Here is a 13007-nt window from a genome sequence, read left to right as displayed (position 1 = left end):
GTCTCGCCGTGCTTGAGCGCCCGATCAGGGAGTTGTCACCGTGCCTCAGCCCCCGAAGCGGAGTGCCCGCGCCCCTGAGCGCCCGAGTTGGGAGTGCCCGGGCGCCCAGTGGGGGTGTCGAGCCGGGTGCGGGGCGTCCAGGGGGCCGGTCGCCGTATGGGTGCCGTCCCGGAGACGTTACAGCGTGCTCCGGCGGGTGCGGTCGACGATGTGGAGCGGTACGTCCTGCTCGATCCGGCTGAGGACCGTCAGGGCGTTGCCGCCCCGGGCAGCGGCGTACTCCGCCTCCGTCAGCGCGGCGATCTGCAGGAACGTCACGCTGCCGTTCGGGGTTTCGATGGTGCCCAGGTCGGGGTCGACGGCGAAGGCGAGGGCCGCGAGTTCGGTGGGGGTGTTCTCGGCCTGGCCCGGACGGTCGTTGAAGATGCCGGAGGCGACGTGGATGGTGTGTCCGGGGGCGAACGGGCGCTCGGCGATCACGTAGCGGGCCAGTTGCTGGAGCAGGACGGCCGCCCATATCGGGGGGCCGGCGTCTTCGGTGTCCCTGGCCACGCGCAGGCTGAACTCGATGCCCCAACCCGACAAATCCGGAATGTCGCTGGTCTTGTCGTACAACTCCGACAGGCCGCAGCCGACCATGTGCCAGTGAGGGCGCGGCTCATCGTGGTCGTAGTTGCGGATGGCGTCCAGCGGGTCAGGCCCGCCCAGGTTGTACGGGCGCTGCGTCGCCCAGTCAGGCCAGCGGCTGTCGCGGCCGTAGTGCTCACGGAGCGCGGCGTTGATGGCGTCCCAGCCGTTCGTCGGTTGCGCGGTTTCGATCATCGACCGCACATTAGCGTCCTGTCCGGGGACATGCGCGCGGTAAGGGCGCCCGGCCGGGGCGGACGGCCGCCGCTGAGATCTGGCCCGCTCCACATACCGACAGGCACCGTGCCGCCACAGGCCGGGTGCGGGCCCCTCGGGCCAGGCGACGTCGTCGATCGCGAGGAACGGCGGGCAGGAGCTTGTGAACGGCGGGCACGTCGATCGAGCACGTTTCCACGGGCCGGCGCATGACCACGGACCACGGCCCACAGGGCGCGCCGTTGCGGCGGCGCGCCACTGAAGGGTCAGAAAGCGTTGCCCTGGAAGGTCCTCAGCCGACGTGCGGCGGGTGGCCTCACCGGGGCGCAGCCGTAAAGGATGGGGGTCGCAACGCCCGCACGAGCGAGGCTGAGGATGGCGGTCTTAAAGCCCGCACCAGCGAGGCCAGGGTGCTGAGATGCGTGTACTGATTACTGGCGGGGCGGGTTATATCGGCAGCACGGTCGCGTCGGCGTGCCTGGACGCCGGCATCACGCCCCGTGATTCTGGACAGCCTGATGACGGGGCGCGGGGAGTTCGCGCAGGGGCGGGTCTTGTATGAGGGAGATATCGGCGATGGCCCACTGATTGACAAGATATTCGCCGAGAATCCGGATATTGAGGCTGTCGTTCACTCGCGGCGCGCATCGTGGTGCCGGATTCTGTGGCCGACCCCGTCGGCTATTACCGCGCGAACGTCGCCAAGAGCCTCGAACTCGTCGACCACCTGCTCCGCAACGGCTGCGAGCGGATGTTTTTCAGCACTTCCGCCTCTACCCGACCGCTGGTCAGCGTCAAGCGCTGGCGCGGGCGTTCGGATGTGCGCGCACGGTGTTCAACGACGAGCTGCGCGCACGGCGGGAGGCTCGCGAGCAGGGACGCCGTACGTCTCGGACGCTGAGCTGTCCAGGCGGGTCATCACGCAGGCGAAGCAGACCTCGCAGCGGGCCTGGCTTTCCGGGGTGTCGGCGGTGGTGCTGCAGCAGGCGCTGGCCGATTTGAACACCGCCTACCGCACCTTCTTCGCCTCCCTGTCCGGCAAGCGTAAGGGGCCGAAGGTCTCCCCGCCCCGGTTCCGGTCCCGACCGGCGGCAGGCGATCCGGTTCACCAAGAACTCCCGGTGATCGGTCACGGCGGGCGGGAAGCTGCGCCTGCCGAAGATCGGACAGGTGCCGGTGCGCTGGTCGTGCCCGGCGCCTACACGCGCAGCGACCGGGGCCCGCCGCCTGCTGGACCGGCAGGCCCGCCACTCCATCGACGAGGGCATCAGGCACTCGCTTGAATGGGCGGCACTCCGGGAGTCCAGACTGGGCTGAGCCCGGCCGCCCCTCTCCCGCGCGGCCGCGCCCGTCCCGCCCGGTCGTTCCCGTCCCGTGGGTGATGCCTGCCCTGTCCGGTGGTGCCTGTACTGCCCGTGGTGATGGTCACGTCCGGTGGTGCCTGTCCTGGCCCGAGGGTGCCTGTCCCGTCCGGTGGTGATGGTCACGTCCGGTGATTGCCACGTCCGGTGGTGCCTGTCGCGCCCGGTACGCGCCTCTCCCGTCCTGGGCGGGCGGGAGAGGCGCGGACGGTCAGCAGGTCAGCCGGTGACGGCGTATGCGCCGAGGGGGATCTCGGTCAGGCGGGAGATGTCCTCCCGGCTCTCCTCCAACGAGGACGCGACGTCCTTCGCCGGCGGCGCCTTGATCGACACGGCCTTGCCCCAGCCGGTGTATCGCGTGTCCACGGTCACGGAGCCCATGCTGCCGAGGCCGTACGCCGCGGTCGAGGACGTCGTCACGAGGCGTGTCGGCAGGCCGGCCGCGTTCACGGTGAGCCTCCACTTGAGCGGGCTCTTCAGCGCCTTGGCGTCCGGCACGCTGAGCGAAGCGGCGCGCAGCGAGGGCGAGACCTTCCGCAGTGCGCCCAGCTTGATCGTGCCCGTGTAACCGTAGCTGGTGGCCTTGGCGCCCTTGAACAGGGTCTTGAGCGTGGAGTGCTCGCCGAGGTTGATGACCTGGCCGAACGCGCTGGTGATGCCGCCGGCCGGGCCCTTCGGCATCTTCATCCAGGTCTTGCCCTCGGGCAACACGGTCGTCCACATGTTGCCGGAGAGGTAGGACGTGGTGCCGACCCTGATCGTGCGCTCAGGCTTGGCGATTGCCTTGAGGATCTCGCCGAACTCGTCGTCCGGCACCTCGCCCAGGTCCTTGGACGTGATGTTGATCTTGGAGGTGATGTCGGAGGCGGCGATGCCCCTCTTGCTGAACTGCAGGGTGCCGCTGCGCCGGAGGAACACCTCGCGCTTGCCGCCCTGGCTGATCGTCGTACGCTCGGTGAAGCTCACCCCCTTGCCGGGGGCCATCCGCTTCTTGATGGCCGCCACGGGGTCCTTGGGGGCGGCCATCGCCGGGGTGGCGGTCACCAGTGCGGCGGTCGTGGCTAACGCCACGCCGGTAAGGATTCGCCTCATGCGGATTTCCTTCGTCAAGTCGTGATGTGGAAGTCAAGGCAGATGTCCGGCCTTGTGGAGCGGCCCGGCGGGCCGGACATTACGGAATGCCGCCGAGCGAGTTCAGTGCGTGGTACAGGTCTTCCTCAAGGACCCCGCATGCCCCCCCGCGGGCGCGGCCCTGGTCACCGCCGGGCTCGCGACAAATCCATTCATACGAGTTTCCTCTGGTTCCAAAAGGAAGAGAAGGAGATCCTGCCAATCGAAGATCACGACCGTATATCGAGAACTAGGGCGTATGCCATCGAATCGGTGCAAAATTCGTGCAGGTGCCGTCGTGGAGAAGTGAGATCACCGTCACATAGCGCGAGAACCCCCACCCGATGACCTGGTCAGGTCAAGCTTCGGGCTAGGCTTCACTGGCGGAAACGCCCGGCACGCACCCTGAGCGCTGGAGCTCGCCGTGAGAGGGCAAGGCACGATGCCAACGAGCGGCGCAGTGGATGCGACCGTAAGTGCAGGTGCGCGGGCCGCCGAACATCAGTCGGACAAGCGTCGAACATTCAGTCGGATAAGCAAGGAGCGAACCCGACGTAGCGAGCGGAGTGGAGGGCCGGCGCAAAAGGCACTCCACGGAGCGAGTGAGGAGGGTGAGCGACACATGGGAAGAGGACGGACCCCTCGTGGACCTGTTCGAACATCAGGCGAAGGAACTCTTCGCTGACTACGGCATCCCGGTGCCACGCGGCATCGTCGCCCACACCGTGGAGGAGGTGCGGTCGGCGGCCGAGGAGCTGACAGGCCGCGTTGTCGTCAAGGCTCAGGTCAAGACCGGTGGCCGTGGCAAGGCCGGCGGCGTGAAAGTGGCGGCCGACGCCGCCGACGCCGTCGAGAAGGCCACCGCCATCCTGGGCATGGACATCAAGGGCCACACGGTCCACAAAGTGCTCGTGGAGGAGGCCAGCGCGATCGCGGAGGAATACTACTTCTCCTTCCTGCTCGACCGCGCCAACCGCACCTTTCTCGCGATCTGCTCCGCCGCCGGCGGCATGGACATCGAAGAGGTCGCCCACACCGCGCCGGAGAAGGTCGCCAAGGTGCCGGTCTCGGCACTGACCGGCATCGACCGCGCCAAGGCCCGCGAGATCGCGGTGGCCGGCGGCCTGCCGGACAAGGCGCTCGACGGCGCCGCCGAGCTCATCGAGAAGCTGTGGTGCTGCTTCGTCGACGAGGACGCCACCCTCGTCGAGGTCAACCCGATGATCCTGTCGGCCGACGGCCAGGTGAAGGCCCTCGACGGCAAGGTCACCCTCGACGACAACGCCGTGTTCCGCCAGCCCGACCACGAGGGGCTCGCCGACAAGGCGGCCGAGGACCCGCTCGAGGCCAAGGCCAAGGAGAAGGACCTCAACTACGTCAAGCTCGACGGCGACGTCGGCATCATCGGCAACGGCGCCGGCCTGGTCATGTCCACGCTCGACGTGGTGGCCTACGCGGGCGAGCAGTTCCCCGGCAAGCCGTCGCCCGCCAACTTCCTCGACATCGGCGGCGGCGCCTCGGCCGAGGTCATGGCGGCGGGCCTGGAGATCATTCTCTCCGACCCGAGCGTCAAGTCGATCTTCGTGAACGTCTTCGGCGGCATCACCGCCTGCGACGCCGTCGCCAACGGCATCGTCTCGGCGTTCAAGCTGCTGGAAAGCCGTGGCGAGGCCGTGACCCACCCGCTGGTGGTCCGCCTCGACGGCAACAACGCCCAGCTCGGGCGGCAGATCCTCGCCGACGCCGCGCTCCCGCGGGTCGAGCTGGTAGACACGATGGACGACGCGGCCAAGCGGGCCGCCGAGCTCGCTGCGGCAGGTGTGTGACCCATGGCCATCTGGTTGACTGACAACAGCAAGATCATCGTTCAGGGCATGACGGGCGGCGAGGGCACCAAGCACACCCGCCGCATGCTCGCCTCAGGCGCCCGCGTGGTCGGCGGCGTCAACGCCCGTAAGGCGGGCACCACGCACGAGGGCCTGCCCGTGTTCGGCACGGTCAAGGAGGCGATGGAGCAGACCGGCGCCGACGTGTCCGTCGTGTTCGTCCCGCCGGCGTTCACCAAGGACGCGGTCAAGGAGGCCATCGACGCCGAGATGCCGCTCTGCGTCGTGATCACCGAGGGCGTGCCGGTGCACGACTCGACCGAGTTCTGGGCCTACGCGGTGGCCAAGGGCAACAAGACCCGCATCATCGGTCCCAACTGCCCGGGCATCGCCTCTCCCGGCGCCTCCAACGCCGGCATCATCCCCGCCGACATCACCACCGCCGGCCGCATCGGCCTGGTCTCGAAGTCCGGCACGCTGACCTACCAGCTGATGTACGAACTGCGCGACTTCGGCTTCTCCACCGCCGTGGGCATCGGCGGAGACCCGGTCATCGGCACCACCCACATCGACGCACTCCAGGCGTTCCAGGAAGACCCCGCCACCGACGCGATCGTGATGATCGGCGAGATCGGGGGCGACGCCGAGGAGCGGGCCGCCGCCTACATCGAGCAGCACGTCAGCAAGCCGGTCGTGGCGTACGTCGCCGGGTTCACCGCACCCGAGGGCAAGACGATGGGCCACGCGGGCGCCATCGTGTCCGGCTCGGCCGGCACCGCCCAGGCGAAGAAGGAGGCCCTGGAGAAGGTCGGCGTCCGCGTCGGCAAGACCCCCTCCGAGACGGCCCGCCTGATGCGCGAGATCATGCAGGCTCGCTGAGCGCCGCCTCCCCTGACAGCCCCGCACGGGTTTCCGTGCGGGGCTTCGCGTTGCCGTCCTGTGCGCACGGGTTCCGGTACGTGGCCAGGTCCCGGGCACACCTCGACCACGGAACACGGCCGGCGGGGCGCCGTAACGGTGGCGCGCCACTGACCGGTTCAGAGGCGTCTCCCTGGACAGACCCCGGGCACGGTCGGCGGGTGGGGGGAGGGTGGCGGTGCCGTACGGGATGGGCGAGGTCAGGCGTCGCGCGGCGGGACGTCGCGCGACGGACGGTCGCGAAGCGAAATGAGGTGGCGTAGGTGGGGGACGCCGCGCGATGGACGGGTTGCGAAGCGGAGTGAGGTGGCGTAGGCGGGGGACGCCGCGCGATGGACGGTTGCGAAGCGAAATGACGTGGCGCGGGCGGCGGCGAAGCGGGGCGGCGGGCACAAAGTAGGGACGGGCGGCGCGTCAACCAAGCGCTGGTCGGGAAAGCTTGAGAAAATCGCCTACTGTGACGGCGATTCTCGACCAGCTACGTGCCGCCCCCCGGTCGGTGCTCGGCCGACTGCCAGGGGTCTCGAGCGACGATGACGAGACCAGGCGGCCGCTGCCCGTGTCGGGGATGCTGGCGGCCGCCGCCACGCTCGGCGTCGGGCTGGCGGCGCTCACCACACTCACCCTCGTCGGCTGGATCGCGGCCCCGAGCGGGACGCTGGGGGCGGGGTTGCCCGGTGTGTTCCGTACGGCGGCGCAGCTCTGGCTGGCCGCGCACCACGCCGGGTTCGCGATCCCCGGCGGGCGGGTCGGCCTGCTGCCGCTGGGGTTGATGCTGCTGCCCGCCGTGCTGCTCTACCGCGCGGCGCGGTGGATGGCCCGTGACGCCGACCTGCGGCTGCGCCTGCCCGCCCGGCTGCCGAAGAACAGCCCCAAGGCGCAGGCGAGCGCCCGGCGGCGGGCCCAGCTGGTGCTGGTGGTGCAGGCGGGGGTGTCGCTGGCGGCCCCTTACGCGCTGCTCGCCGGGCTGATCGCGCTCGTCGCGCGTAACGAGATCACGCAGCCGTTCCTGGGCGAGACGCTGCTCAGCCACTTCGTGCTGGCGTTCCTGGCGGGTTCGCTGGCCACGGCCCGGATGATCGGGCCCTGGCGGGTGATGTTGCGGCTGCTGCCCGAGCGGGTGCGCGCGCTGACCGTCGGTACGGCCGTCGCCACGGCGGTGCTGTTCGTTGCCGGGCTCGCGCTCCTGCTCGTCGCCATCGTGCTGAACTTCGGGCAGATCAAGGAGCTGTCCAGCGTGCTCTCGCCCGGGTTCGTGGGCGGGGTGCTGCTGGTGCTGCTGCAACTGCTCTACGCGCTCAACGCCGTCGTCTGGGCGCTGTCCTACATCGCGGGGCCGGGGTTCGCGATCGGCGCCGACACCCTGGTCGCGCCCACCGGGGTGCAGCTCGGCACCGTGCCGAGCCTGCCGCTGCTGGGGGTGCTGCCGGACAGCGGCACCGTGCCCGCGTGGATGATGGCGGTGGTCGCGCTGCCGTTCGCGGCCGGGGCGGTGGCGGGCGTGATGGTGGCCAGGATCTCGCCGTCGCCGTCCTATGAGGCGGCGCCCCTGTGGGGGTTCCTCAGCGGGGTGTCGACGGGTGTCGTGGCCGGCGTGCTGGCGGCGCTGTCCGGTGGGCCGATCGGCGGGGGCAGGCTGGCCACGGTCGGGCCGTCCCCCTGGGAGGTGGCGCTGTCGGTGGCACTCGAGGTGGGCGTGGCCGCGGGCATCTCCGCCGGCGTGACCAACGTGCTGCTGCTCAACAAACGTGCCCGTACGCCGCTGGACAAGGCGGCCGCTCCCGTGCGCAGGGCAGGTGCGGCGCTGGCCAAGGCGGCCAGCAAGGTGGGGCTCGCCGAGTCGGACCCGCGCCCGCTGCCCGGCCACTGGATGGACGCGACGGAGGCCGACACCCAGGAGATCCCCGTCATCAGGGACGACTGGCAGGACGAGCACGCGTCGGCGGCGGCCGAGACGCTGGCCCAGTCCCGTTCACGCGCGCCGGAGCCGAGGCAGGGGGGCGCCCGCCCGCCGCGCAAGGACATCGTCGACGAGTCGGACGACCGGGGCGGCCACGTCATCTACGTCGACCCCTACGCGTGGGACCGCGACTGACCGGCCACGCGCCGCGGGCCCGCACGGCTGGACGTGGAGGCTGATCGCCGCACGGTTGTTCGCGCGTGGCGTAGCCGACGACGGCACCGCGAGGCCCGTCCGGTTCGTACGGAAGCCCTTGAAGCGCAGGACGGCTACGGCTGCATGGCGCCGAGCAGTTCGAGCACGTCGGCCGGGAGCTTGCGCTGCGCCGCCTCCCTGAACTGCGTGAAGCACTCACCCTGGGACGACACCGTCCCCGCGCCCTTCATGCACTCCTGGTAGGCGGAGTATTCGTCCATGAGGTAGAGCTGCATCCCGGAGGCCATCGTGGACAGCGCCAGCGCGATCGCAGAGACGGTGATGCCACCCACGACGACACCGGTGGGTTTGCCTTCGCCCTTGAGCAGCGGCAGCGCCTTGATGCCGGCCATGAGCGCGAACAACGCCATGACCAGGCCTGCGAGCGGCAACATGAACGTCATGGCCAGCGCTGCGATGGACAACCAGATCGCTCGGCGGCCCGCCGATTCAGCGGGCTGCTGGCCTGCCGGTGCCTTCACCGGTGTCGACACCTGACCTCCTCTGCGTCGCCGGGCGAGGAACAGATACTCTGACAGCCCCACCCTGTAACCACTTGGGAGAGTGTGCGTGTCTAAGGTTGGGCGGCTCGTCGTCCTCGTCTCCGGCTCTGGAACCAACCTACAGGCCCTGCTGGACGCTTCTGCCGACCCGTCCTACGGCGCTCGCGTGGTAGCGGTCGGCGCCGACAGGGAGGGGATAGAGGGGCTGGTCAGGGCCTCGAAGGCAGGAATCCCGACTTTTGTGGAAAAAGTGAGCGATTACGCGACACGGGCGGAATGGGATATGGCCGTCGCGGCCAGGATCTCCTCGTACGCGCCTGACCTGGTCGTGTCGGCGGGTTTCATGAAAATTCTCGGCAAGCCCACCCTCCAGGCGGCACCTCTGCTCAACACCCATCCCGCGCTCCTGCCGTCGTTCCCCGGTGCCCACGGCGTGCGCGACGCGCTGGCCCACGGGGTCAAAGTGACCGGCTGCACGGTCATGCTGGCCGACGAGGGCGTCGACACCGGGCCGATCGTCGCCCAGGAGGCGGTCCCCGTGCTCCCCGACGACGACGACGCCGTACTGCACGAGCGCATCAAGACCGTCGAGCGCCGCCTGCTCGTCGAGATCGTCGGCCGGATGGCTCGCGAGGGCTGGACGGTCAGCGGACGCAGCGTCCGCATCGGCAACCACACAGGAGGGGAATCCACGTGACTCGCATCGCCATCCGGCGCGCGTTGATCGCTGTTTACGACAAGTCCGGGCTCGAAGAGCTGGCGAGAGCCCTCGACGACGCCGGTGTGGAGATCGTCTCGACCGGGGGCACGGCCGCCGCGATCTCGTCCTTCGGGATCCCGGTGACGAAGGTGGAGCAGCTGACCGGGTTCCCCGAGTGTCTCGACGGACGGGTCAAGACCCTGCACCCGCGCGTGCACGCCGGGCTGCTGGCCGACGTCACCAAGCCGCACCACGTGACCCAGCTGGAGGAGCTGGAGATCGACCCGTTCCAGCTCGTGGTGGTCAACCTCTATCCGTTCCAGGAGACGGTGGCCTCGGGGGCGTCCGCCGAGGAGTGCGTCGAGCAGATCGACATCGGCGGGCCCGCCATGATCCGTGGCGCGGCCAAGAACCACAACACCTGCGCCGTCGTGGTCGACCCCGGCTCCTACGGCGACGTGCTCACCGCCGTGGCCGAGGGCGGCTTCACGCTGGCCGAGCGCCGGCGCCTGGCCGGCATCGCCTACGCCCACACGGCCTCGTACGACGTGGCCGTGGCCAACTGGTTCGCCGGCACGTACGGCGAGGAGGGTGATTTCCCGTCGTTCACCGGCGGCACCTACCAGCGCAAGGCCACCCTGCGCTACGGCGAGAACCCGCACCAGGGCGCCGCGCTCTACACGGGCGGCACGGGCGGTCTCGCCAACGCCGAGCAACTGCACGGCAAGGAGATGTCCTACAACAACTACCTCGACTCCGACGCCGCCTGGCGGGCCGCGTGGGACGTCTCCGAGCCCTGCGTGGCCATCATCAAGCACCAGAACCCGTGCGGCATCGCGGTCGGCTCCGACGCGGCCGAGGCACACCGCAAGGCGCACGCGTGCGACCCCGTGTCCGCCTACGGCGGGGTGATCGCCGTCAACCGTGAGGTCACGGCCGAACTGGCCGGCCAGATCGCCGACGTCTTCACCGAGGTCGTCATCGCCCCCTCCTACACCGCCGAGGCGCTGGAGACGCTGCGCGTCAAGAAGAGCCTGCGCCTGCTGGTGTGCGAGCAGGGCCCGTCACGGCGTACCGAACTGCGCGAGATCGACGGCGGCCTGCTGGTGCAGTCGGTCGACAAGGTGGACGCGCCCGGCGACTCGGCCGCCCAGTGGGAGCTCAAGACCGGTACGCCGGCCACGCCCGAGCAGCTGGCCGACCTGGAGTTCGCCTGGCGGGCCTGCCGCTCGGTCAAGTCGAACGCCATCCTGCTCGCCGCCGACGGAGCGACCGTGGGCGTCGGCATGGGCCAGGTCAACCGGGTCGACTCCTGCCGGTTGGCGGTCAGCAGGGCGGGTGAGCGCGCCGCCGGCTCTGTGGCGGCCTCCGACGCGTTCTTCCCGTTCCCCGACGGTCCGCAGGTGCTGATCGAGGCGGGCGTACGAGCGATCGTCGAACCCGGCGGCTCCATCCGCGACCAGGAGGTCATCGACGCGGCCGAGAAGGCGGGCATCACCCTCTACTTCACCGGCACGCGCCACTTCTTCCACTGATCATCCCCAAAGGGCGACATGACCGATCATGTCGCCCTTTGGCTGTTTTGCGGCGAGCATCCCGTGTCTCCGGTTAACCTGATGCCTTCTCCAGTTCGCTCGTTCCCCGGAGTCTGTCTTGCTTGACGCGATCCTCCAGGCCTTCGTCACCATGAACGGCCTCGCCACCAGCCCGTTCGTCCTCCTGGTGCTCGCCTTCATCGGTGCCTATCTGGGCACCCGCGTCGTTGAGGTCATCCCGTTCACCCGCCGCATCATCGAACGCCGCGAGGCCCGGCTGACCGAGCCCGAGTAAGGGTCCCCGCTTCCCACCCCGGCGCGTCGGCCCAGGTCCGCACGCTTCCACCCCGCTCGCAGACCCCACCCTGAGTCCTCCTGGTACGAGAGCCGCCCCGCCGCGACATCCCGGCCAAACCGCGCACCAGGGGCCGGGGCGCGTCACGGCGTACCGGCTGCGGCGAAGAACGTGCGGCGGTGAGCCTCGCACGGCGGGTACCGCCGGGAGCACGGTCGGTTGGACGACCGCCGGGAGCACGGTCGGTTGGACGACCGCAGGACAGCGACGGCCGCGCAAGAAGTCACAGCCATGCAAGAAGTGACGGCTACGCAAGAAGTCACGGTCATACATGAAGTGACGGCCGCACGGAGGCGCGCTCGTCCGGCCGACACGGGCGCGAGCGTGACCGGCCGCGCGGGACGGACGCATCGAAGGAGGAGCGGTACGGACGCACCGAAAGCGGAGCGGTGGGAACGGCGGGCCGTGCGGGACGGGCGGCGGTGGTGCCGCCCATCGCACTATGGTGGTGCCGCCCGTCGCACTATGACGATGGTGAATGGTCCAGCGCGAGCTTGGCCGCCCCCGCCAGAGAAGCCCGGACCCCCAGTACGGAGGGCACGACCCGGACGGCCCTGACGAAGGCGAGGCCCGCGACGTCGTCGAGCGCCCGTGCCAGAGGCTCGAACAGCACCTTGCCCGCCATCGACACGCCACCACCGACCACCACCTTCGTGGTTTCGGTCGCAGCCGTCACCGAGGCGATCATCCCCGCCAGCGCCCTGGCCCCGCGCTCGAACGCCGCCAGCGCGACCGCGTCGCCCGCCGCCGCGTTCTCGGCCAGAGTGCGGGCGTCGGCCGGCTCGCCTTTCCAGCCGTTATCGACGGCCCAGCGGACCAGGTTGGGCCCGCTGGAGTAGCGCTCCACGCACCCCAGGCCGCCGCACTCGCAACGCTCACCGTTCGGATCCACGGACATGTGCCCCACATGCCCGGCGTTACCCGTAGGGCCGAGCAGGGGCGAGCCATTGATCACCAGACCGCCGCCGATGCCCGTGGAGACCACGATGCCGAGCAGCGCGTCGCTGCCCTGACCTGCGCCCAGCCAGTGCTCCCCGAGGGCGAAGCACTGCGCGTCGCCCGCCAGCATGGTGGGCAGACCGGTCAGCCTGCGTACTTCCTCGCGCAGCGGGAACTCCCGCCAGCTCGGCATGTTGACCGGGCTCACGGTTCCGGTGGCGAGGTCGATGGGGCCCGCGCAACCGATGCCGGCGGCCACGGGCGGCGGGCCACCCGTGGTCACCTCCGCGACGAGAGCCGCCAGCGCGTTCATGACGTCCGCACGCGGTGTGGGCCGGGTGGCGGATCGCAGGATCGAACCCGTCTCGTCCACCAGCGCGGCGGCGAGCTTGGTTCCTCCGATGTCGATGGCGAGTACGCAGGTCATCAATGTTTGTGATGGTTGTCGGGCTGGCGGGGGTCGCCAGGATGCTCAAAGCCGGGAACGAGCTTCACCTTCTTGGCACGTAGGTCGTCGAGCCACCGCGCGAACGCCTGCCGCTGCGCCGCCCCCAAGAGGTATGGATCTTGAGGCGATGCATGGGACATCCGATGCGATTGTTGCTCCTCCAGGGCGGATCCTCCCATAAACCGCCTCGCAGTCGCTCTCGGGGGCATGGTTGCGGATGTTTCCAAAGGTGAGAGTGAAACCGTATCGGGCACCAGGTGCGAGGCCGGGTCCAGACCCATGGCTGTCTCTTATATACATCTGACGCTGACTAC

11 protein-coding genes and 1 pseudogene are annotated in these 13007 nt (G+C 69.7%); 8 read left to right on the top strand and 4 right to left on the bottom strand.

Going from position 1 to position 13007, the window contains the following annotated elements:
• Nucleotides 1-177: 177 nt before the first annotated feature.
• Nucleotides 178-822 carry a suppressor of fused domain protein gene (locus tag E1295_RS19110; RefSeq protein ID WP_132631686.1) on the bottom strand — a complete coding sequence of 215 codons (645 nt, stop codon included), beginning with the start codon at nucleotides 820-822 and terminating at the stop codon, nucleotides 178-180.
• 670 nt (nucleotides 823-1492) lie between these two features.
• Here E1295_RS19110 and E1295_RS52480 point away from each other — a divergent pair.
• Nucleotides 1493-1561: pseudogene (locus tag E1295_RS52480) on the top strand (hypothetical protein); the annotation flags it as partial.
• Nucleotides 1562-1584: 23 nt separating this feature from the next.
• A complete protein-coding gene (locus tag E1295_RS52475; protein ID WP_425465352.1) occupies nucleotides 1585-1845 on the top strand; it encodes a helix-turn-helix domain-containing protein in 261 nt (86 codons plus the stop codon).
• A 578-nt stretch (nucleotides 1846-2423) separates the two neighbouring features.
• On the opposite strand, the gene E1295_RS19095 is transcribed toward E1295_RS52475, so the two are convergent.
• Nucleotides 2424-3296, bottom strand: coding sequence for a hypothetical protein (locus tag E1295_RS19095; RefSeq protein WP_132631685.1), 873 nt, complete (start codon nucleotides 3294-3296; stop codon nucleotides 2424-2426).
• Between the two features lie 662 nt (nucleotides 3297-3958).
• Between E1295_RS19095 and sucC the strand changes: the two genes are divergently transcribed.
• From sucC to E1295_RS19080, 3 genes are all read left to right on the top strand, one after another.
• Nucleotides 3959-5140 (top strand): ADP-forming succinate--CoA ligase subunit beta, encoded by a 1182-nt coding sequence (gene sucC, locus E1295_RS19090; RefSeq protein ID WP_132631717.1) that lies wholly within the window; start codon nucleotides 3959-3961, stop codon nucleotides 5138-5140.
• Between the two features lie 3 nt (nucleotides 5141-5143).
• Nucleotides 5144-6019: a succinate--CoA ligase subunit alpha gene (gene sucD, locus E1295_RS19085; protein WP_132631684.1), complete on the top strand. Its 876-nt coding sequence runs from the start codon at nucleotides 5144-5146 to the stop codon at nucleotides 6017-6019.
• Between the two features lie 496 nt (nucleotides 6020-6515).
• Nucleotides 6516-8153 (top strand): cell division protein PerM, encoded by a 1638-nt coding sequence (locus tag E1295_RS19080; RefSeq protein ID WP_132631683.1) that lies wholly within the window; start codon nucleotides 6516-6518, stop codon nucleotides 8151-8153.
• 134 nt (nucleotides 8154-8287) lie between these two features.
• Here E1295_RS19080 and E1295_RS19075 read toward each other — a convergent pair whose 3' ends face one another.
• Nucleotides 8288-8707, bottom strand: coding sequence for a hypothetical protein (locus E1295_RS19075; protein WP_246064189.1), 420 nt, complete (start codon nucleotides 8705-8707; stop codon nucleotides 8288-8290).
• A 76-nt stretch (nucleotides 8708-8783) separates the two neighbouring features.
• Between E1295_RS19075 and purN the strand changes: the two genes are divergently transcribed.
• The 3 genes from purN to E1295_RS48775 all read left to right on the top strand — a co-directional run bounded on the left by purN (nucleotide 8784) and on the right by E1295_RS48775 (nucleotide 11246).
• Complete coding sequence (gene purN / locus E1295_RS19070; RefSeq protein ID WP_220448790.1) at nucleotides 8784-9413, top strand: phosphoribosylglycinamide formyltransferase; 630 nt, start codon at nucleotides 8784-8786, stop codon at nucleotides 9411-9413.
• The gene (purH, locus tag E1295_RS19065; protein ID WP_132631681.1) at nucleotides 9410-10951 is read left to right on the top strand and encodes a bifunctional phosphoribosylaminoimidazolecarboxamide formyltransferase/IMP cyclohydrolase; all 1542 of its coding nucleotides are present in this window, start codon (nucleotides 9410-9412) and stop codon (nucleotides 10949-10951) included. Before purN ends, purH begins: the two co-directional genes overlap by 4 nt.
• Before the next feature lie 118 nt (nucleotides 10952-11069).
• A complete protein-coding gene (locus E1295_RS48775) occupies nucleotides 11070-11246 on the top strand; it encodes a hypothetical protein (RefSeq protein ID WP_166427301.1) in 177 nt (58 codons plus the stop codon).
• A gap of 523 nt (nucleotides 11247-11769) precedes the next feature.
• Here the strand turns inward: E1295_RS48775 and E1295_RS19060 are convergent.
• Nucleotides 11770-12672, bottom strand: coding sequence for an ROK family protein (locus tag E1295_RS19060; RefSeq protein WP_132631680.1), 903 nt, complete (start codon nucleotides 12670-12672; stop codon nucleotides 11770-11772).
• Nucleotides 12673-13007: the final 335 nt, after the last annotated feature.

The sequence above is a fragment of the Nonomuraea mesophila genome (assembly GCF_004352805.1).
Classification (GTDB): domain Bacteria; phylum Actinomycetota; class Actinomycetes; order Streptosporangiales; family Streptosporangiaceae; genus Nonomuraea; species Nonomuraea longispora.
Note: the sequence above shows the minus strand (reverse complement) of the source record. Positions and strands in the feature narration are given on the sequence as shown.